Origin of the sequence: Pedobacter endophyticus, from assembly GCF_015679185.1 — a bacterium.
In the GTDB taxonomy this organism is placed as follows: domain Bacteria; phylum Bacteroidota; class Bacteroidia; order Sphingobacteriales; family Sphingobacteriaceae; genus Pedobacter; species Pedobacter endophyticus.
This window is the reverse complement of sequence record NZ_CP064939.1, coordinates 5,058,064-5,079,642: the sequence shown is the minus strand read 5'-3', so window position 1 is coordinate 5,079,642 and position 21,579 is coordinate 5,058,064. Positions and strand designations below refer to the sequence as shown.

Below are 21,579 nucleotides of genomic sequence, written 5' to 3'. Positions count from 1 at the left end.
GACCGATGCGTTTACTGGTTAAACATTAGGGCTTTTATTCCCTAGCTAAGCTTTTCCTTTTGTAGTTTGTAATAACAACACCGGTTATAATTAAAACTGTAGCCAATATCAAATCCAGATCAACGTGTTCATTCAATACCAGCCAACCCAAAAATATTGCGATGATTGTGTTGAAATAAGTCAAAATGGAAACTTCGGATGCCGAGACTTTTTTAAGCGCATAATGATAACAGAAATAACCTAATACAGAGCCGAATACTGCGAGATAAACCGCAGCGAAAATACTTTCTGCTTTCCACAAACTTACATTTGCCTTACCCGAAAAAACAACGGCCAAACCCAACTGAACCAACGCCGAAAATGAAAATTGATAAAAGAGGTTTAAAAAGATGTATTGAGGTTTTGCGCTGTGTTTTTTCGAGTAAATGGTTCCAATTGTCCAGCCCGAAACCGCAACCACCAACGATAAAATTCCATTGCGGTAGCCCGGTTCGAGCAGATCGCCTATTCCCTCTCTAAAAATAAACACAATCCCCAAAAAGCCGATAAATACCCCAATGAAGCCTTTTGCACTTGGTTTTTGAATGCCGAGAAACACGCAGCCCAAAAATACCAGTAAGGGCGATGTGGCGTTTATTAATGATGTTAGGCCACTCGGAATTGTTTTTTCGGCCACGGTAGTCATTCCATTTGCAATAACAACCATTAACAGCGAAAGCAGGAGCTGCCGTTTCAACGCCGGCCAGCCAATCCACTTTAGCTCTCCTTGCTTAACCAGTATCGCTAAAATAATTAGTGAGGCAATGGTTTGACGGATGGCAGTTACATACCAGGGCGGAATACTTTTTACCGCAATGCGGATGCCCAGATAGGTGGTTCCCCAAATCAGGGCCACGCCAATTAGGGCGATTATTAACTTTAAGTCTATTTTGGCGCTCATCGGCGCTATATTTCGGTTAACCACGGGATAAAAACTAACGACAGATTTTTTAATTAAGGGCTTTAAGCGCTTTTTTTATATCGATAACAAACTAATGTTGAGGCCGACGAAATCGATCAATGAGTTTGCGTGCATTTAATCCGCAAAATCACATTTCATTTGGTTCAATCTCCGTAAAAAGATACTCACGAACACATGTAGGCTTGTTAGTGGGCAACCTGCGCTGTCATTCGGTACGAACAAGGGCTATTAAAGCAACCTGGCCTCAGCCAAAATACCTTCCATTTGTTTTTGTAGCTTCAGCGCCTCTTCACGGGCCTTTTCGGCGAAATCCTCTCCGCTGCCAGCGTAAATTATTGCCCTTGAGGAGTTGATCAATAATCCGCATTGCGAATTAAGCCCATACTTACAAACCTCGTTTAAATCGCCGCCTTGTGCACCTACGCCGGGCACCAAAAGAAAATGATTTGGCGCCAGCTTACGCACATCGGCAAAAGCAGCACCGCGGGTGGCACCCACAACGTACATCATTTGCTCATCGGTAGCCCATTCTTGAGCGGTTTTCAACACTTTTTCGAAAAGCTTCTCCCCGCCTATTTCCTGCAATTGAAAATCGGCATGACCGGGGTTTGATGTCAACGCCAAAACAATTACCCATTTATTATCAAAGGTTAAAAAAGGCTTAACCGAATCGCTGCCCATGTAAGGGGCCACGGTAACGGAATCGAAACTCATTTCTGACGATTCTTCATTAAAAAAAGTTTCGGCATACATGGCCGAGGTATTTCCAATGTCGCCACGTTTGGCATCGGCGATAGAAAAAATATCTTTGGGAATATACTTCCAGGTTTCAATTAGAGTTTCCCAACCCTTTTTGCCGTAGCACTCGTAAAAAGCGGTGTTGGGCTTATAAGCTACACACAAATCTTTCGTTGCATCGATAATCTGCTTATTAAATTCCAAAATCGGATTTTCGTATTTAAGCAGGTGCTGAGGAATTTTATCCAACGAAGAATCTAATCCCACACATAGAAAGGAACGTTTTTTTTGTATCTGCTCAAAAAGTTGCTGTTTAGTCATATGAAGCCTTATTTACTGCAAATATGGGGTTTTTTAAGTTTTTAGAATAACTAAAAACACCGCACAATATATTTTTTTGTAAACATTTTAAACTTTTTCCTTGTGGATTCCGTTTCAAATACATACAATTGCAACATAATTCTCAATCGTTTATCTGAATATCCCAGAAAAATCTATCAAGACTTGTTTTTTGTTACCATTTTTTGAAAGCGAATTGTCGCCTTTATTCAGCTTGTAAACAGTATGAAACCATTTTGAGTGCCTTATAATGATAAACTCATTCAGTTTTATGCCATAAGAATTTACACACAATGAAACCGCCAGCCTACACGAATTAAATATTTTTAGGCCATGCAAATTTATGACAGGAAGACAGCTGTTATAAAACAATTAAAAAATTTCTTGAAACATATATATTTAGAATGTTTAGCAAAACAGAATTAAATGATAAGCTCACACCAGAACTTCGTGAGCTAGCAAAAAGCTATGGCATCGAGGGTGCCGATTCCCTAAGAAAAATTGACCTTGTTGAGGTTCTTTTACACCAGCAAGAAATTATAAATGCCGCTAAAACAGGTTCAGATCCTTATGCCGACACTGAGCCTGTTGAAGTAGCTCCACCGGCAAAAACCAAAGCTGCAAAGGCACAAAAAGCCCCTAAAGCGGCCGCGGCTTCGGCCACCGTAGATAAACCGGTTAAAAAAAGAGCAAGGTTAAACAAAGAAGAAGCGGCAACTCCGGTTGAGCGGAAAAGAGATTCGGTAACCTTGTTTGATGAGCCCCAGCACCAACAGCCATCGGAAAAACAACCCGACAGGATTTTTGAAACAGAGGAAGTAAGCACCAAACCAATTTCGGAACTTATTGAAGAAAGTGCCGAAGTTGTAGCTCCGGCACCAAAACGACAAGACCAAAAAGAAAAACAAGAAAAAGCTCAACGCGATGACAGTCGCCAGCAAAAACAACCTGGTGGCGGCAATCACCATAAAAACGAAAACAGCTATTCCAACCTCGATTTTGATAACGTAATTACAAATGAGGGTGTTCTCGAAATTATGCCCGACGGTTATGGTTTCTTACGGTCGGCCGATTATAACTACCTTACCTCTCCTGATGATATTTACGTATCTCAATCGCAAATAAAACTTTTCGGCTTAAAAACCGGCGATACTGTAAAAGGTAGCATCCGCCCACCAAAAGAAGGAGAAAAATATTTTCCATTGGTTCGGGTAGAAACCATTAACGGCAGAATCCCTGCTGAGGTTCGCGATCGGGTTCCTTTTGATTATTTAACCCCACTTTTCCCAACTGAAAGATTAAATCTTTTTACTGATACGAATAATTATTCTACGCGTATCATGGATCTTTTTACTCCGATAGGAAAAGGCCAACGTGGTTTAATTGTAGCGCAGCCAAAAACGGGTAAAACCAATTTACTTAAAGAAGTGGCCAATGCAATTGCAAAAAACCACCCCGAAGTTTACCTGATCATTCTTTTAATTGATGAGCGCCCTGAGGAGGTTACCGATATGGCCCGCAGTGTAAGAGCTGAGGTAATTGCCTCAACCTTTGATGAGCCAGCCGAGCGTCACGTTAAAATAGCCAACATTGTGTTAGAAAAATCTAAACGTTTGGTAGAAAGCGGACACGATGTGGTGATTTTATTAGATTCGATTACACGTTTGGCCAGGGCTTACAATACAACTGCTCCGGCATCAGGTAAAATCTTATCGGGTGGTGTTGATGCCAACGCCCTGCACAAACCAAAACGTTTCTTCGGTGCGGCCCGAAATATCGAAAACGGAGGTTCGTTAACCATTCTTGCAACCGCATTAACCGATACAGGTTCGAAAATGGATGAGGTTATTTTCGAAGAATTTAAAGGTACAGGTAACATGGAGTTACAATTAGACCGTAAATTATCGAACAAACGCATCTTCCCTGCAATTGACATCACTGCATCGAGTACCCGCCGCGACGATTTGTTACACGACAGAGATACCTTGCAACGTGTTTGGATTTTACGCAACCACCTTGCAGATATGAACAGTCAGGAAGCCATGGAATTTGTACAGGCGCAAATTAGAGGCACGAAAGATAACGACGAATTTTTGATTTCGATGAACAGCTAAGTAAGCTGAAAGGTAGAAGGTGTAAGGGTTTAAGGTTTCCTGTTCGATGCTTTAAGTCTTACACCTTTATCACTTGAGTACGATAATAAATGCCCTCTTTTTGGATTTCATCGACGATCTGACTTGAACGGTCGATCATTAAGGCGGGATTGACAAGCATGAAAGATGCTGAAATAAACGGCGCAGCCCTCTTGAATACCATTAAAAATATAAACTTGTTATGAAAAATTCAGCATGACGGATTGGCTTAACGTTATCTTTAAAACAGCCATTTTGCTGAAATAATAGTCGAACTGAGGCTTATAGGCGTATTGCAGCCAACCTTAAACCCCAAAACCTTAAACCCTAAACCTTAAACCTTATACCCTAAACCCTATGAAAAGGCATATTCCTAACGCGATTACTTGTGCAAATCTGTTTTCGGGTTGTATTGGAATCGTATTTGCATTTAAGGGCGAACTACAAACCGCTGCCTATTTTGTAATCCTTTCGGGTGTTTTTGATTTTTTCGACGGAATGGTTGCACGTTTGCTAAACGTAAAATCGGTTATTGGTAAAGATTTAGATTCGCTGGCCGATATGGTAAGCTTTGGTTTTTTGCCCGGCATCATCATGTTTCAGTTGTTAAAGGTTAGCGATTACACTTCACCCTATTTGCCTTACCTGGGTTTCATTATCACTGTTTTTTCTGCATTACGATTGGCAAAATTCAATAATGATGAAAGACAAACGGAAGACTTTATCGGTTTAAATACGCCAATGAATACGCTGTTTATTTGTTCATTGCCGTTTATAGCTGTAGATTATCCTCTGGTAATCGGTTCTACCATCCTTTTGGTAGCCATCACGGCGATAACCAGTTTTCTTTTGGTCAGCGAAATCAGAATTTTTTCCCTGAAATTCAGCAATCTAAGCTGGAAACAAAATAAGATCAAGTTTATCTTCCTGATCTTATCTGCTGTATTAATTACGGCGCTGCAATTTGCGGCAATACCGTTTGTACTGGTGCTTTATATTTTATTATCTGTTATGCACTTCCGAATTAGTAAGCCATTAACAACAAACGGCCTGTAATTGCGGTCAGTTTTCTGCTGAGATACTTTTTTTCATCTCGTCTATCTGAACATAAACGCGATCCAACATTTCTTCCAAGCGCATAACATCCAGCGGAATTTGCTCCAGCGAAACTTTGTTTCGGGCATTATGCTCTATCGTTTGTACAAAGTCCTTAATGTCGCTTCGCCCGATGTAACTAAACGTTGGCTTAATTTTGTGCGCACAATCGCCTACCTTATCCCAGTTTTCGACTGATAGGGCGTTCTCCAATTCTGCCATGTAGAAAGGCGTTTGTTCAATAAACATATCAAAAACCTCGATCATAAACTCAGGGTTATGACCAACCATTTCTGTAAGATATGATAAATCTAAGGGATGATTATCATAATTATCTTGCATAAAACAAAGCTAATAATTTACAACTTTTTTACGGCTAAATTATCAGTTATTTTTTTGCTGATCTCCAAAATCGTTTTACCTAGTCGTGGATGCATCATATCAGGGGCTATTTCGGCCAAAGGTTCCATCACGAACCTCCGATCTTGCATGTGCGGATGCGGAATCTGCAGTTTTCCGGGTATTTCTATTATTTCAACACCATAAAGAATCAAGTCGATGTCGATTAATCGCTCACCCCATTTTTCCTTTCTTACCCTACCCAGCTCCTGCTCTATCGCCAGCGCCTTTTCCAATACCTCTAAGGCCGAAAATTCTGTTTTCACCGCAATGGCCTGATTTAAAAAAGCAGGTTGGTCGGTTTTGCCCCATGCCGCGGTTTCATATATCGACGATTGCGCCTCAATTTCACCTATCTCCTTACTAACCAAAAAGATAGCTTTATTTAAATTTTCCTCCCGTTCGCCCAAATTTCCGCCCAGTAACAAATAAACAGTCGTGTACTCTAAATCCATATTAAGCACCATGTATTTTCATATCTTTACAACACAAAATTAAAATATTAAATGAGAGATTTTTTTAAATATCTATTTGCGTCGATGCTGGGTTTTTTCCTTTCCATCGCTATTATTTTCCTGATTCTTTTTGTAATTATAGTGGGTGCAATTTCTTCTATCGACGATGATAAAAGTGTTACTGTGGCCAATAATTCTGTATTGTTCTTAAATCTCGATCAGGCCATTACAGAGCGTACACCGAAAAATCCGTTCGGTAACCTGCCCATTGTAGGCGGCGGCGAAAAAGATGGCATCGGATTAAACGACCTGCTAAAATCGATTAAAAGGGCAAAAACCGACGATAATATCAAATGCATTTATTTAAATGTAAGTAGCCCGAACGCTGGCTTTGCAACCATGCGTGAAGTAAGAAATGCGTTAATCGATTTCAAGAAATCGCATAAAAAAATAATCGCCTACAGCGAAGTTTACACACAGGGCGCCTACTATCTGGCTTCGGCGGCAGATAAAATTTACCTTAACCCCGAAGGCGCCTTAGAGTTTAAAGGCTTTAGTTCGGAGTTGACTTTTTTTAAGGGAACACTGGAAAAAGCCGGTGTGGAAATGCAGGTTATTCGCGTTGGCAATTACAAAAGCGCAGTTGAGCCGTTTATTCTCGATAAAATGAGCGATTACAACCGCAAGCAGGTTACGGCCTATGTTGGCGGTTTGTACAACACCTTTTTAACGGATATTGCACAAACGAGAGATGTTTTGAAAGATAGCCTGTATACCATCGCAGATAATTACAAGGTGAGAACGCCTGAAGATGCTGTGAACTTTAAATTGGTTGATGCCCTGAAATACAAAGACCAGATATTGGAGGAACTGAAGGGCATATCTGGCAGAACAAGAGATGAAAACGTGAGAACGGTTTCTATTAACGATTATATCAAAAACAACGAAGATACAGGCACCGGCAAAGATAAAATTGCCGTTATTTATGCAAATGGCGAAATTAGTGGCGGCGAAGGAAATGATAATCAGATCGGTTCTGAACGCATCTCGAGGGCAATTCGCAAAGCCCGTTTAGATGATGATATCAAGGCTGTGGTGCTTCGCGTAAACTCACCGGGCGGCAGTGCGCTGGCATCTGATGTGATTTGGAGAGAAATTGTGCTGACCAAAAAAGAAAAGCCTGTTATTGCATCCTTCGGCGACGTGGCCGCGTCTGGCGGCTATTATATCGGTTGCGCTGCTGATAGTATTTTCGTTCAGCCCAATACCATTACAGGTTCCATCGGCGTATTTGGGATTATTCCCAACTTTCAAAACCTGATGACCAATAAGCTGGGTATTACGTTTGATGGCGTTAAAACCGGCAAGTACGCCGATATCATGGCCACAAACCGCCCAATGACCGAGGGCGAAAGGTTTATTATTCAAAACGAATTGAACAGAATTTACAGCGGCTTTGTAAGTCGTGTGGCCGATGGAAGAAAGAAAAGCAAGGCGTATATCGACAGCATTGGCGGCGGCCACGTTTGGATTGGCACCGACGCGGTTCAAATTGGCTTGGCCGACAGAATCGGTAGTTTTAACGACGCCATTAAGGCTGCGGCAAAAAAAGCCAGGTTAAAAGATTATAAAATTGTAGAATACCCTGATGTTGTTGACCCTTTAAAATCATTGGTAAACGAAGGCACCGAAAAAATCAAGACTTACTACGCCAAACAAGAATTGGGCGACAATTACATGATTTATCAGCAAATTAAAAAAGTAATGTCAAGCTCGGGAATACAAGTAAGAATGCCTTTTGAAGCAGTGATAAGATAAAGCTAAAGCCTTTCTCAGTAATTAAGTAAGCTCAGTAGCCGGCCCTTTCCAAAAGAGAGGTCCTAACACTTCGAGAGAAGTCAAGTTTTTGAAACTTGACTTCTCTAACATTCAACTGCCAGTTGCATAAGCAGCTAAGCATAACTAACTTTTCAAAAAAATTGGTGCCCTCTGTATTGTTTTTTTGCTAAAATCAATTCTTACACCATAACTTTAAACCACGTTATCATTATTTCGCTCCCTTTTTAGGGCAAAATTTGCAGTAAACAAGATAACCAACAAGCTTTAATCGAGAGGGGCTATCATCTTCCATTCCGGATGCAGCGTAAGGTAAGTATCATTAACCGATTTACTGGTTTGGTGCACCGTAAGCGCAATGCCTTTGCCCTTTAAAAATTCAAAACCAATGCCATCATGCTTCGCATCGTAAACTAAAACTGTGTCTTTTTCTTCATTTAAATACGCCGAAAGTTGCTCCATTGCAGGGAATTTCAACTTCGTATCGCGTAGGCTTCTGCCAAGGGAGAATCCGTCTTGCGTTTTAAAGCGGTTTGAGGTAATCCTGATCTGCTTTACATCCTTAACACGCATGCTGGTGTCTCGATACGATGAATAAATGGCGAGTTCGTTTCCGGTAGAATCATCGTCAAACCAAATTCCCCAGGCTTTTCCCATGGCCGCATCGCCGGCGTTAGGTTTTCCCAGTTTTTTACCTACAGCTTCCATATCCTCGCCCAATGAGATTTCGCCGATAGATTGACCCGGTACAATCAGAAACCTTTCATCAACAATTTTGCCTGGCCCCGATTCGATACTTGCAATTGAATCGCTTTGATGTTGTGAGTTTTTCGACGACTGGCAAGCCGCAAAACTAATGGCCAATCCGAACAGGATGATTTTGGTAAATTTCATCCCTGTAGAACAAGCCATCGCTAATTCTGTTTGCAAAATTGTATACCGCTGTAATTTTAACCCTTTATTTTCTAATTTTACAGCTTATGGAAAACAAAGCCATCGCCCGCAAGCTTCGCCTTTTATCGCAGTTAATGGAACTGCATGAAGAAAATCCCTTCAAGATCAAATCGATTGCAAACGCCTATTTTAAGGTAGATAAACTTCCCTTTGCATTAAAAGATAAACCTTTTAACGAATTAGAAAAAATTGATGGGATTGGCAAAAGCCTGGCGGCAAAAATTGTAGAATTGCTGCAAACAGGTGAGTTGACGGAGCTTACCGACATGATTGCGAAAACCCCTGAAGGCGTTGTAGAAATGTTGGGCATTAAAGGCATCGGACCGAAAAAGATAGCCATTATCTGGCATAAACTGGGCATAGAAAGCATTGGCGAACTCTATTATGCCTGCAATGAAAATCGGCTTACAGAGGCCAAGGGCTTCGGCTTAAAAACGCAGGAGGAAATTAAAAATGCCATTGAGTTTAAACTTGCTGCCAACGGCAGATTTCTATATTCACAAGTGGAGGGCTTCGCAAATGCCATATTTGCCGAGCTATCTGCATGGCTTACACAGGTAGATGCCGGTTATTCGCTGGGCTTTGCGGGGCAATATAGGCGCTGTTGCGAGATTATCGACGAGCTCGAATTTGTAATCGGTACCGACGCTATTGAGGAGGTTACATCAAAACTACCATCTTTTGAGCCGCTTTCGTTAATTAAAGGCGAAGAAGCTTTTATTACAACAACTGTTGCGGGTTTAAGGATAAAGATATTTTTAACGCCAAATGCTGATTTCCACCTGCTTTGGTTTAAACAAACGGGCAATAATGAACACGTAGCAAAGGTGCTGAAATTAGCTGGCAACGGCCCATTCAACGCCGAAATTGAAATATATGCCGCAGCAGGGCTGAGTTACATTGAGCCCGAATTGCGTGAGGATTTTGATGAAATTGATCTGGCCAGAGAAAATAAGCTACCAACGCTAATCAACTACAAAGACTTAAAAGGAAGTCTGCACAACCACTCTACCTGGAGCGATGGCGTACATACGCTCGAAGAAATGGCCACCTACTGTAAAGAAACATTAAATCTGCAATATCTGGGCATTTGCGATCACTCTAAAACTGCCGTTTATGCAAAAGGCTTAAACGAACAACGCGTTTTTGGTCAGCATCAGGAAATAGATAAGCTCAACGAAAAGCTGGCTCCATTCAAGATCTTTAAAGGCATTGAAAGCGACATATTGAGCGATGGTTCATTGGATTATACGGACGACATTTTAAAAACTTTCGACTTCGTTGTTGCTTCAATTCATAGCAATTTACGAATGGATGAAGCGAAAGCAACCGCTCGTTTACTCAAAGCGATCGAAAATCCATTTACCACTATTTTAGGCCATCCAACCGGCCGCATGCTCTTAACACGGGCCGGTTATCCGATTGATTATAAGAAAATAATTGATGCCTGCGCGGCAAATAATGTTGTTATAGAAATTAATGCCAACCCGTTGCGCTTAGATCTCGATTGGCGCTGGCATCGCTACGCCTTAGAAAAAGGCGTTCTGCTATCAGTAAATCCCGATGCGCATAGAATGGAGGGTTTCCACGATATGCATTACGGAATTTTAGTCGCCCGAAAAGGTGGCCTAAGCGCCGATAAATGTTTAAATGCATTATCTTTAGAAGAGATTACCCACTATTTTGGCACGAAAAAAGCTAATGAAGTTAATAGGTAGCATTTTGAAATTTAATATGGTGGTTTAAGCCACGTAAAAAGCGCTCAACTGCGAAATGAACTTAAAGTAAACAGATATGGCTAAGGAGTTATTGTTGGTTCGCCACGGAAAATCGGATTGGGGAAATTTGACTTTAAAGGACTTCGATCGTCCGCTAAATAAACGTGGCAAAGAGAATGCACCCGAAATGGCAGAGCGCTTGCTAAGCAGGGGCCTTAAATTCGACTTAATGGTTAGCAGCCCCGCAAAAAGGGCCAAATCGACGGCTAAATACTTTGCCGAGGCGTATCAAACAGACCACATTCAATACGAAGAAGCCATTTATGAAGCCAATACAAGTGCGCTGTTGAGCGTTGTTAACGGTTTGGATAATGCTGCGGATAGGGTGATCATGTTTGGGCACAACCCGGGCTTTACCGATTTCGCTAACGAGTTAAGCAATGCCAATATTTATAACATTCCAACCGCAGGAATGGTACTCATTTCTTTCCCTTTCGATTCGTGGGAATTGGTAAGCGGGGGAACCGGCGACTTGGTTTTCTTCGATTATCCAAAAAATAGCGATGAGATTTAAACTGGTTAATTGTTTAGTTGTTTTGCTTATCAAATTGTCAGTCTGAGCGGAGTCGAAGACCCTTTTCTGTAAGATAAAACGAAAGTTAATGTGGGGATGTAAGAATGATTGGATAGTCACAAGCGAGATGCTTGCGCCAGATGGGCAGCGGAATAACTAACTTAACATTTCAAAAAAACAAAAAACAGTCTCATTTGTAATTAAAAAGATTATCTTTGAGTTATTAAAACGAAAGTCCGGCAATAGACATTTCGGTGAATTCATAACCTGATCTCTTTTGGTTATTTCATAATTCGTATCGCCGGAAGATTTACCCATTAATTTTTTTGAACATGAATTTCGACTATAATACTACGCGAAGCCATTTGATTTTATCTGAATATGGCCGCAACGTTCAAAATATGGTGAAGTATATTTGCGAATTACCAACCATTGAAGAACGAAATAAATATGCACAGGCTGTTATCGACCTGATGGGATTTTTACAGCCCCATTTACGCGATGTTGCCGATTTTAAGCACAAACTTTGGGATCACCTTCACATCATTTCTGGTTATCAGATCGATGTAGATAGCCCCTACCCAAAACCACTGCCCGAAAATGCCTACAAAAAACCTGAACCTCTGGCCTATCCGCAGCAACGGATTACGTACAAACATTATGGCAAAACTGTTGAAGGTTTAATCGAAAAAGCCATGGGCGAGCAAGATCCCGAACGAAGGAAAGTGATGGTGCAAGGCATCGCAAACTTTATGAAGATGGCCTACGTTACCTGGAATAAGGATAACGTTTCGGATGAAACCATCATTAAAGACCTGAGTTATCTTTCTGGAGGCTTACTTACGCTCGATGAGGGCGTGAATTTGGCTAAAGTTGAATTCAGGGCGCAAAATCCTCGTCAGAATAGTAGCAACAATAGCAGGGGCCGTAGCAATAATAACAATAACAACAACGGAAAAAACCGTCAGAACAACAATAACCGCGGAAGAAGCAACAATAAATCTAAATATTAATTTAAGTAGGTAAAAGGTTGAGGATTTAAGGTTGAGCGTAGCAGATTTTAATCGAAGCGCTTAATCTTCATATTACACTCCTTGATACCGATACTAAATACTTGATACGAGTAAAAATATGAACGCATTTGAAATAACAGGCGGAATCAAATTAAAGGGAGAAATTACACCCCAGGGGGCAAAAAACGAAGCCTTACAAATTTTATCGGCGGTGTTACTGACCAAAGAAAAAATCATAATTAGCAACATCCCAGATATTAAAGATGTAAACAAGCTGATCGAATTGTTGGGCGATTTGGGCGTTGTAGTAGAGCGTATTAATAAAGACACGTACAGTTTCGAGGCCAGGAATATCGATCTCAACTTTTTTGAATCGGATACTTTTAAGGCCAAAGGCGGTGGTTTGCGTGGCTCGATTATGATTGTTGGCCCGCTATTGGCCCGTTTTGGTAAAGCGGCTATTCCGAAGCCCGGAGGCGACAAAATTGGTCGCAGGCGCTTAGACACCCACTTTATCGGCTTCGAAAAACTAGGTGCAAAGTTTATTTACGATAGCAAAAAAGCTTTTTTTAATGTCGATGCCACCAATTTACAGGGTGCCTATATTTTATTGGATGAGGCCTCGGTAACAGGAACCGCCAACATTGTAATGGCCGCTGTTTTAGCAAAAGGAACAACTACGATTTATAACGCAGCCTGCGAACCTTATTTGCAGCAACTTTGCAAAATGCTAAACCGCATGGGCGCAAAAATATCGGGCATTGGCTCTAATCTGCTTACCATTGAAGGTGTGGATGTATTAGGCGGTACGGAACATAGAATGTTGCCTGACATGATCGAGATTGGCTCTTTTATTGGCATGGCAGCAATGACCGAATCGGAAATTACCATCAAAAACGTTTGTTACGACGAGCTTGGCGTAATTCCGGAGGTGTTTAAAAAGTTAGGTATTAAGCTGGAGCGCCGCGGCGATGACATTTATGTTCCCTCGCAAAAGCATTACGAAATCGATACGTTTATCGATGGCTCAATATTAACCATCGCCGATTCGCCGTGGCCAGGGTTTACGCCAGATTTGTTAAGTATTGTTTTAGTGGTTGCTACGCAAGCCAAGGGCAATGTGCTCATTCACCAGAAAATGTTCGAAAGCCGTTTGTTTTTCGTAGATAAATTGATCGACATGGGCGCTCAAATCATTCTGTGCGATCCGCACCGCGCAACCGTAAACGGAATTGATAAAAAATACAAGCTTCGCGGCATCAGCATGACTTCTCCTGACATTCGGGCCGGGGTTTCGCTATTAATCGCAGCCCTATCTGCCGAAGGTAAATCGACAATCTACAATATCGAACAGATTGAGCGTGGTTATCAGGACATTGATACGCGCTTGCGTGCATTAGGCGCACAAATTAAACGTGTGAACGCCGACGCACCGAGTCACTAAAGCTGAAAGCATAAAGGCGAAAGCGGAAAGACTAAAGCTGAAAGCGTAAAGGCTAAAGCGGAAAGATTAAAGCTGAAAGGCTAAAGACTAAAGCTGAAAGACAAAAGTTGAAAGCGTAAAGGCTAAAGCGGAAAGATTAAAGCTGAAAGGCCAAGGTGCAAGTAGATAACCGCTCAATAGCAGCGAACGTTGACAACCAAAATACAAAAATGCCCGATTAAGGATTAATCGGGCATTTTTGCTTGCTGCTGGTCGGGATTTGTACTTTCGACTTTCATAACCCTGGCGCTAGTCGAGATTTGTAATCTCGACTCGTATAGCTAAGGATTTCCAATCCTTTAAAATGTGGTCCAAATCTCAAGTCTCAATCTCACATCCCATTTTTACTCGCTTGCTAATCGGGATTTGTCCTTTCGACTTTCACCCCTGGCGCTGGTCGAGATTTGTAAACTCGACTCACATAGCTAAGGATTTCCAATCCTTTAAAATGTGGTACAAATCTCAAGTCTCAATCTCACATCTCATTTTTACTCGCTCGCTAATCGGGATTTTACCTTCAGCTTTCAACCCTGGCGCTAGTCGAAATTTTTAATCTCGACTCGTATAGCTAAGGATTTCCAATCCTTTAAAATGTGGTCCAAATCTCAAGTCTCAATCTCACATCTCATTTTTACTCGCTCGCTAATCGGGATTTTACCTTTGGCTTTCATAACCCTGGCGCTGGTCGAGATTTGTAATCTCGACTCATATAGCTAAGGATTTCCAATCCTTTAAAATGTGGTCCAAAATCTCAAATCTCATTTTTACCCCGATATCGCATTGATAATATCATATTGGGTGATAATCTCAATCTTTCCGCTATCATCTTCTACCAACACCGCAGAATTTTCTTTATTGATCAACGATGAAATGCGATCTATCGAAGTATTCAAATCAACAAAAGGAAAAGTTGAGGTCATGATTTCAGCAATTGGAGCAGATTTTAAGCCCGGATTTTCGAGCAATGCCGATAAAATATCGCTTTCGGCAATCTTACCAACAATCATTCCTTGTTGCGTAACCGGAATTTGAGAAATATTCATCGATTTGATGGTGTTAATGGCTTCGAGAACCGTTTTCTGGTTATCTAAGGTAACAATCTCTGCACTTTCCTTTTTCGCTAATATTGATTTCGCTGTCAGCTTTTCATCTTGTAAAAAGCCCCTTTCACGAAGCCAGTCTTCGTTGTACATTTTGCCCATATAGCGGCTTCCATGATCGTGAAAGATTACCACAACAACATCTTCTGGCTTTAATTTAGCTTTTAACTGAAGCAGTCCTGCAATGGCCGCTCCGGCAGAGTTACCTACAAAAATGCCTTCTTTTCTGGCGATGTCGCGGGTCATTAATGCTGCATCCTTATCGGTTACCTTTTCAAATAAGTCAATCACCTCGAAGTTTACGTTTGCAGGAAGGAAATCTTCTCCAATCCCCTCTGTAATGTAGGGATAAATCTCATCCTTATCGAAAATACCCGTTTCCTTATATTTTTTGAACACCGATCCGTAAGTATCAATTCCCCAAACCTGTATATTCGGGTTCTTTTCTTTAAGATATTTCCCCGTACCAGAAATTGTTCCGCCAGTACCCACGCCAACAACTAAATGGGTAATCTTTCCTTCGGTCTGTTCCCAAATTTCGGGCCCGGTTTGTTCGTAATGTGCTTGTGTATTTGCTAAATTATCATACTGATTTGGTTTCCACGAATTTGGAACCTCACGCTCCAAGCGAGACGATACCGAATAATAAGAACGCGGATCTTCGGGCTCAACGTTTGTTGGACAAACGATAACCTCAGCACCAAAAGCACGTAAGGCATCTACCTTTTCTTTCGATTGTTTATCAGTTGTAGTGAAAATACATTTATAACCTTTAATAATTGCAGCCATGGCCAGGCCCATTCCCGTATTTCCCGATGTACCTTCAATAATGGTTCCACCCGGTTTCAGTTTGCCACTTTTCTCTGCATCCTCAATCATTTTCACCGCCATGCGGTCTTTAATTGAGTTTCCGGGGTTTGTTGTTTCAATTTTCGCTAAAATCGTTCCCGAAACTCCCTTTGTTATTGTATTTAATTTAACCAATGGTGTGTTGCCAATGGTTTCTAGAATGTTATTGTACCACATGCTACAAAATTAAGCAAAGGCATTAAGAATTTTATGAACTATATCAAATTCGAAACATAATTTTGGAAAAACCATTTAAATAGTTTTTCATTTCGTAATCTACAATAATGATAGGCAATATAGATTGATTATTGGGCGAAAAACGATATCGGTTGAAATTTTCGGTCATTGCCGGTTAACAGCGCACAGATTTTCGAAATCAATTATGCGAATTCAGTCAATTATACATCGCAAAAGTCACCGATCCATCTCAACCGTTAATTTTAAACCCGATAGCGCCAAATAGCCCGGAGCGAGCCAAAGCTTTGTGTGTTGGCAAAGCGAGGACTATGGGCAATAGCGGGGCTGCACGCCGCCAGGTGCCGCAAACACTCGTTTTCCAAATCTATTGATCGGTTACTTATATAGGATACGCTAGGATTTACTATAATTAGTCGTCCGATGAGTATGTGCGATATGCCGAAACTCATCGGATGACTTTGCAAAACAACTTTGTATCAAGCCAACTTATATACTTTACCAGGCAATGAAACGATAATTCCCTGCATTTCTAACGTGAGGATAACAATGGCCAGTTTGCTTTGTTGAATATTGAGTGCAATGCAAAGCTCGTCGATAGAAAGCTGGCCAGTTTGCAGTGCCTCAACAACTTTCTGTTCGTTTGGGGTGAGGCTGAGTTGCAAAGCTGTTTGAGTTTGCTTTTTCTCTTTAACCTTATCGTCCCAGCCCAGATAATAAATTAAATCGTTGGCGTTGTTGATTAACCCCGCCCGGTTGGTTTTGATGAGAAAATTGCAGCCCTCCGAAAAAACATCATTCGTTCGGCCGGGAAAAGCGTAAACGTCTTTATTGTAAGAATTTGCTATTTCGGCTGTGATTAGTGCACCACCTTTTATCGATGCTTCAACTACAATCGTGGCGTCGGCAATGCCTGCAATAATCCTGTTCCGCTGTGGAAAGTTCTGCCTATCCGGATTGGTCAGCGTTGGAAATTCAGAAAGCAGGCCGCCATTTAGCACCATTTTTTGCGATACGCTTTTATGTACCTGCGGATACAACCTATCTAAGCCGTGCCCAAGTACGCCAACTGTAGCAATTTGATTTGCAATACACTCTTTATGAGCCGTTACATCTATTCCATAGGCGAGGCCGCTCACAATCAACAAATCGTAGGGCGAAAGTGTTTCGCATAAGCTTTTGCAAAGTTGCTTACCATATTCGGTGGCATTCCGGGTGCCCACAATGCTAATAATGCGTGGGTGATTTAAGTTCGCTTCCCCTTTAAAGTAGAGTAAAATGGGCGAATCAAAGCAATTTTTCAGCCTTTTGGGATAATTTTCGTCAGTAAAAAAAAGCACCTCAATGCCATGTCGCTCAACAAATTTAAGCTCTTCTTCGGCTCTTTTAAGCGCATTGGTAGTTAAAATGGCTTCAACGGTTTTCTGGCCAATGCCCGGAATCTGCAGTAACTGCGTTCTGTTGGCCGAAAAAACGGCTTCAGCACTTCCACAATAGGCAAGCAGGTTTTTGGCGTTAACGGGGCCGATTGATTTAATAAAGGTTAAAGCAATGTTGTGGAGCGTACTCATTAATTTTTAGGTTAAGGTTAAATAAAATCGGGATGATTTATTTTCCTTGATAACGGCCTAAAAATCAATAGCTATTAAACTTTTAAGCGGTATGTGGATGTTGTTTTTCAATTGAACGTATTTTTCGGTAACCGACCAAACCGTTGTATCTACTCTTTTTGGGCCAATTGTGGTGTTAAAGGTAATTACCGCTTTTGCTTTAAACTCGTTCCCAAGTCGCTGCGCCTCATCGAGTTTCTTTTTTAAATCGTCGCTGTGATCTTCTTTCGCATTGATGATGTTCAAATACGCTATATGTTCTTTTTCTACGGTTTCTATTGGCATGATGTCTTTAACGATTAAGGATGAACAAGCTTATTAAATTTTTGTATAAAAAACAATCTCTGCTCGTACATTTATTGGGTAAAGGGCATAAAAAAACCGATGCATTTTAAAGCACCGGTCTAAAACTAGTGTCGTGTCAACCGTACTTTTTCATCCACGCTGTCGGGTTGGGCAGAGTCGAAGTCTACATTAACCCTTCGAATCCGCTCAGGGTGACAACCGGCTTGAAGCTTTACACGCCTGACTTATAACTGGTTGTTTGGCTTAGTTATTGAGTTTCAGTTTTCTGGTTTCTACCATTCCCTTAAATTCGTGATCGAGCTTTTCGTTAGCGTTATCAATCGACTGCCTTGATGATCCCGTGGTACTGCTGAGGCTATTATCTTTTAAGTAAGAGGTAAAATTGCCCGTTGCAGAATAATTCAGAGCCTCTGCCAATAATTTTTCTGATGGATCGCCGAAATCCTTTGTCAAATCGTCGGCAATATTTTTATTTACTGCCAACCCGTTAAAGTAACCGCCTTCGTCTACCTGGTTTTTGGTTTCGAACTGGGGAATATACAGATCGTTTTTATCAATTCGAAGCGAGAAAAACCCAACTGGCTTACCGTAGGTTTGTTTGCCGATCAGCTTTACATCCATTACTGGTTTCAAGTTATTAATAAGCAATTCGCTGGCTGAGGCAGTGCCGCCTAACACTAAAAAGTACACCCTGATTAGGCCGTTAAGTGTGCCTCTTTTGGCAAAAACCTCCTGATTACCTGCATCTATTGTTGGTTTGTAAGAATAATCATAATAAGAGTACAGCCGAACCACTTTATCATTTCCTTCAGCATAAAATTTTTGGTTTTGCAAAATCGTCGCTGCGCCATCTCGCATCGTTTTTGTCCAATAGGTGGTGTACATTACCTTTCCGTTTTCTGCGCTTGGCGCAATTAAATTTGTCAGGGCTTCAGCAGTAGCTACCGAGCCGCCGCCATTATACCGCAAATCTACAATCAGCTCACTAATTCCATCAGTGGCAAATTGATTAAACAATGGGTCTAATAACGCAACAGCATTTGTAGTGAATGTATTGAAGGCCACGTATCCAACCTTTTTTGCGCCGACGTTAAAGGTTTTCGATGATAAAATCGGATTAATGTTATAGGTTTTTCTCTGAATAGTTACATCTTCTGAACTTCCATCGGGCTTTACCACTGTTAATGATATACTTGGGTTGTCGCCAAAAATCCCATTGTTTAAATTATCAATATCGCTTTGGCTTGATCTTATTGTTGTTTTGCCATTTACCTTGGTAACCTGATAGCCTCTTTTAAGGCCGACAGCTGCGGCTGGCGAAGCTGAATACACATATTTTACCCTTAGCAGGTTCGAACCATCGTAATTTACAGAAAAGCCGTAATCGCCCCCTACCCCGCCCAACTCTGTGGCAACGGTGCCGTCATCAATAAACGAATATTTATCTTTCCCTCCGGTACTCGGCAAGGCCTTAATGGCGTTTAATACGGCTTCATTTGAGCTATATTTTCTGGGGTTAAAGCTCGAATAACTGGGCATGCCTGCATTCCAAAAATAAGTTTGCTGCGCATATAAATAAATCGAATCTTTGGTTAACTCAGCCCGGGTGCCTTTTCCGTTCGAATCTGATTTTTTACAAGAGGAAGCAAGGCCAACTACACCAACCAACACGCAAAAAAAGGCATTGTGTGCAAAAATTTTTCTTAACATAGTTTATCTGTAAATATCTAATGACTCAATATACGGCAAATTAATTAAACCAGCCTGATGTTCATCTAAATTATTTACGCCTACAACCAGCGCTTCGTCATTTGATAAATTGTTCTGGATTAGGATGTTCTTAAAAATTTCTGATTTTGTTTGATTCAGTTCTGCCGAGAAATAAACGGTGAGGTAGCTCTCTAATCCGTTCCATTCGGTTTGCTTTATTTTGTTAAGTTGTTGCTCGGGATTTCCAGCTGTTACAATGCAAATCTTTGTTCGATCGATCACCAGCTGCTGCAAAAACTCGAGCATATTTTTGTACAGCAAAAGTTTTAACGGCAACCGTGCATTGAGGTGCAGTAAATCGAAATTGCGCTTATACTTTCGGTCTATATCGAATGCCGTAGCCATTTTTTCGAAAATCTCCTCACGCCCATTAACTTCAAACTCATTGCGCATAAACTCGAGAATCGGTGTCGCCAGTTTTTGCTCTGTATATTCTATAAACTGGGCAAATAAGTAATAAACCTGCAACAAATAATCTTTTTCGGGGAATAAAACATTATCCAGTTCGAAAATTACGAGCTTTTTATCCTTTACTTTTTGATAAGCATCCATATTATATCGTAAATAGTTTTAAGTCATCGCCAGCTGTTTCGTAGCCAAATACCCCATTAACTTCTTCACTTTGTTTCACAAAAATTTCTTTTCCACTGGCAAAAATGCATTCTCCGGCGATAAATATTGCAAAGTTTTTATAAAAGTTAGCGTCCGGCGGAAGATAGTCAACTAGCTTATCGGCTGGCGGTGTTAAAACCTGAATGCCATATTCGTTGAACAGAACCGACGATTTGGCCAAAGGCTCGATTTCAAACTGGTGAAGTGGAATGATGCTATCGATGGCTTCGGTAATGCAGAAGTTTAACAAAACATGGGCAATACTCTCCTTATTAAGCTCGCCAAGCGATTTGATGGCGTAATTTGCGGTGGCCATTTCTGGTACCTCTCCATAATCGGCTAGCAAAAGAAAATGGTTTGGAAACGCCTTTAATAGCTTCATAGCCTTTGCATTGTTTGCTCCTGTAATGAGAATTTTCACGGGCGAAATATTGAATGAATGAGTGAATGAGTGAGTGAATGAGTAAGTAAATGAGTTATTGAATGACTGAATGAATGAGTGAGTGAATGAATTATTGAGTGAGAGAATAACATATGATCGAATTGCTAATATTGTTGAATTGATTATTGAAAACTGCTAAATTGCTAACTTAAAATAAGCATGTATCTTGAAGAAAAAAGGCTTGGTTCGCTTTAGTCTTCACCCATAATTCGGACACCGGACTTTCCGACTTCGTACTTTCTTCAAATCATGTCCTATATTATTAATCCGTCCTTCATAGTCACTACCCTATCTCCTGTTTTGGCCAGGTGCTCATTGTGGGTAACGATTACAAAAGTTTGGTGGAAATTATCGCGTAAGCTTACGAAAAGCTTGTGCAAAGCCGCAGCATTTTCAGAATCGAGATTTCCCGATGGCTCATCGGCAAGAATAATCGACGGACTGTTAATCAAGGCCCTGGCGATTGCAATTCGTTGCTGCTCTCCTCCCGATAATTGATTGGGTTTATGTTGTGCCCTGTCTTTTAACCCAAATAAATCGAGTAACTCCAAAGCCCGCGTTTCAGCCTGCTTCTTACCCGTTTTTGCAATAAAGGCAGGAATACAAATATTCTCGATTGCGCTAAATTCAGGCAATAAATGGTGAAACTGGAAAACGAAACCTACGTTTTGGTTGCGAAAAGCACTTAGCACATTCCCGTTTAGCTTATTAATAACTGTCCCTTTAAGCGCCACAGTGCCGCTATCGGGCTTATCTAACGTACCTAAAATATGCAAAAGTGTACTTTTACCAGCGCCGGAAGGGCCAATGATGCTTACAATTTCCCCTTTTTGTACCTCAAAGTCTACCCCCTTTAAAATTTCCAGATTTCCGTACGATTTTCTTATTCCAGTGGCTTTTAGCATGGTTCAAATTTAAGAAAAAAGCTTAAGAAAGCCGAAAGACTAAAGATTAAAGCTGTGCCAAGGGCATCCCTTTGGGAAAAGACTAAAAAGTCC

19 protein-coding genes are annotated in these 21,579 nt (G+C 41.1%); 7 read left to right on the top strand and 12 right to left on the bottom strand.

From position 1 onward, the window contains the following. Positions 1 to 34 precede the first annotated feature (34 nt). On the bottom strand, positions 35 to 940 hold the full coding sequence (locus IZT61_RS20690; protein ID WP_196098895.1) for a DMT family transporter: 906 nt from the start codon (positions 938 to 940) through the stop codon (positions 35 to 37). A gap of 249 nt (positions 941 to 1,189) precedes the next feature. Beyond that, positions 1,190 to 2,020, bottom strand: a complete 831-nt coding sequence (pyrF, locus tag IZT61_RS20685) for an orotidine-5'-phosphate decarboxylase (RefSeq protein WP_196098894.1) — start codon at positions 2,018 to 2,020, stop codon at positions 1,190 to 1,192. A gap of 422 nt (positions 2,021 to 2,442) precedes the next feature. On the opposite strand from pyrF, the gene rho reads away from it, so the two are divergent. Beyond that, positions 2,443 to 4,152 carry a transcription termination factor Rho gene (rho, locus tag IZT61_RS20680; RefSeq protein WP_196098893.1) on the top strand — a complete coding sequence of 570 codons (1,710 nt, stop codon included), beginning with the start codon at positions 2,443 to 2,445 and terminating at the stop codon, positions 4,150 to 4,152. Positions 4,153 to 4,527: 375 nt separating this feature from the next. Next, the gene (gene pssA / locus IZT61_RS20675) at positions 4,528 to 5,226 is read left to right on the top strand and encodes a CDP-diacylglycerol--serine O-phosphatidyltransferase (protein ID WP_196098892.1); all 699 of its coding nucleotides are present in this window, start codon (positions 4,528 to 4,530) and stop codon (positions 5,224 to 5,226) included. Positions 5,227 to 5,232: 6 nt separating this feature from the next. Here the strand turns inward: pssA and IZT61_RS20670 are convergent, their stop codons facing one another. After that, positions 5,233 to 5,607 carry an Hpt domain-containing protein gene (locus tag IZT61_RS20670; RefSeq protein WP_196098891.1) on the bottom strand — a complete coding sequence of 125 codons (375 nt, stop codon included), beginning with the start codon at positions 5,605 to 5,607 and terminating at the stop codon, positions 5,233 to 5,235. A 17-nt stretch (positions 5,608 to 5,624) separates the two neighbouring features. Beyond that, complete coding sequence (gene folK, locus IZT61_RS20665) at positions 5,625 to 6,119, bottom strand: 2-amino-4-hydroxy-6-hydroxymethyldihydropteridine diphosphokinase (protein ID WP_230383787.1); 495 nt, start codon at positions 6,117 to 6,119, stop codon at positions 5,625 to 5,627. 51 nt (positions 6,120 to 6,170) lie between these two features. Here folK and sppA point away from each other — a divergent pair, with 51 nt between their 5' ends. Further along, the gene (gene sppA, locus IZT61_RS20660) at positions 6,171 to 7,937 is read left to right on the top strand and encodes a signal peptide peptidase SppA (protein ID WP_196098889.1); all 1,767 of its coding nucleotides are present in this window, start codon (positions 6,171 to 6,173) and stop codon (positions 7,935 to 7,937) included. Positions 7,938 to 8,222: 285 nt separating this feature from the next. Here sppA and IZT61_RS20655 read toward each other — a convergent pair whose 3' ends face one another. Then, complete coding sequence (locus IZT61_RS20655) at positions 8,223 to 8,885, bottom strand: hypothetical protein (RefSeq protein WP_196098888.1); 663 nt, start codon at positions 8,883 to 8,885, stop codon at positions 8,223 to 8,225. A 50-nt stretch (positions 8,886 to 8,935) separates the two neighbouring features. On the opposite strand from IZT61_RS20655, the gene IZT61_RS20650 reads away from it, so the two are divergent. The 4 genes from IZT61_RS20650 (at position 8,936) to murA (ending at position 13,658) form a co-directional block, all read left to right on the top strand. Continuing rightward, entirely contained in the window at positions 8,936 to 10,627 is a 1,692-nt protein-coding gene (locus IZT61_RS20650; RefSeq protein ID WP_196098887.1) for a DNA polymerase/3'-5' exonuclease PolX, read from the top strand. Positions 10,628 to 10,703: 76 nt separating this feature from the next. Further along, positions 10,704 to 11,201, top strand: a complete 498-nt coding sequence (locus tag IZT61_RS20645) for a SixA phosphatase family protein (RefSeq protein WP_196098886.1) — start codon at positions 10,704 to 10,706, stop codon at positions 11,199 to 11,201. Between the two features lie 332 nt (positions 11,202 to 11,533). Beyond that, positions 11,534 to 12,214 (top strand): DUF4290 domain-containing protein, encoded by a 681-nt coding sequence (locus tag IZT61_RS20640; protein WP_196098885.1) that lies wholly within the window; start codon positions 11,534 to 11,536, stop codon positions 12,212 to 12,214. 118 nt (positions 12,215 to 12,332) lie between these two features. Continuing rightward, positions 12,333 to 13,658: a UDP-N-acetylglucosamine 1-carboxyvinyltransferase gene (gene murA, locus IZT61_RS20635; RefSeq protein WP_196098884.1), complete on the top strand. Its 1,326-nt coding sequence runs from the start codon at positions 12,333 to 12,335 to the stop codon at positions 13,656 to 13,658. Between the two features lie 803 nt (positions 13,659 to 14,461). Here the strand turns inward: murA and IZT61_RS20630 are convergent. The 7 genes from IZT61_RS20630 to IZT61_RS20600 form a co-directional block, all read right to left on the bottom strand. Beyond that, positions 14,462 to 15,823, bottom strand: a complete 1,362-nt coding sequence (locus IZT61_RS20630) for a pyridoxal-phosphate dependent enzyme (protein ID WP_196098883.1) — start codon at positions 15,821 to 15,823, stop codon at positions 14,462 to 14,464. Between the two features lie 497 nt (positions 15,824 to 16,320). Continuing rightward, the gene (dprA, locus tag IZT61_RS20625; protein WP_196098882.1) at positions 16,321 to 17,412 is read right to left on the bottom strand and encodes a DNA-processing protein DprA; all 1,092 of its coding nucleotides are present in this window, start codon (positions 17,410 to 17,412) and stop codon (positions 16,321 to 16,323) included. 57 nt (positions 17,413 to 17,469) lie between these two features. Further along, entirely contained in the window at positions 17,470 to 17,736 is a 267-nt protein-coding gene (locus tag IZT61_RS20620) for a hypothetical protein (RefSeq protein WP_196098881.1), read from the bottom strand. A gap of 264 nt (positions 17,737 to 18,000) precedes the next feature. Then, positions 18,001 to 19,467, bottom strand: a complete 1,467-nt coding sequence (locus IZT61_RS20615) for a S41 family peptidase (protein ID WP_196098880.1) — start codon at positions 19,465 to 19,467, stop codon at positions 18,001 to 18,003. 3 nt (positions 19,468 to 19,470) lie between these two features. Beyond that, positions 19,471 to 20,079 (bottom strand): HAD hydrolase-like protein, encoded by a 609-nt coding sequence (locus IZT61_RS20610; RefSeq protein WP_196098879.1) that lies wholly within the window; start codon positions 20,077 to 20,079, stop codon positions 19,471 to 19,473. A gap of 1 nt (position 20,080) precedes the next feature. Further along, positions 20,081 to 20,560, bottom strand: coding sequence for an ATP-grasp domain-containing protein (locus IZT61_RS20605; RefSeq protein WP_196098878.1), 480 nt, complete (start codon positions 20,558 to 20,560; stop codon positions 20,081 to 20,083). A 275-nt stretch (positions 20,561 to 20,835) separates the two neighbouring features. Next, entirely contained in the window at positions 20,836 to 21,486 is a 651-nt protein-coding gene (locus IZT61_RS20600) for an ABC transporter ATP-binding protein (RefSeq protein WP_196098877.1), read from the bottom strand. Between the last annotated feature and the right edge of the window lie 93 nt (positions 21,487 to 21,579).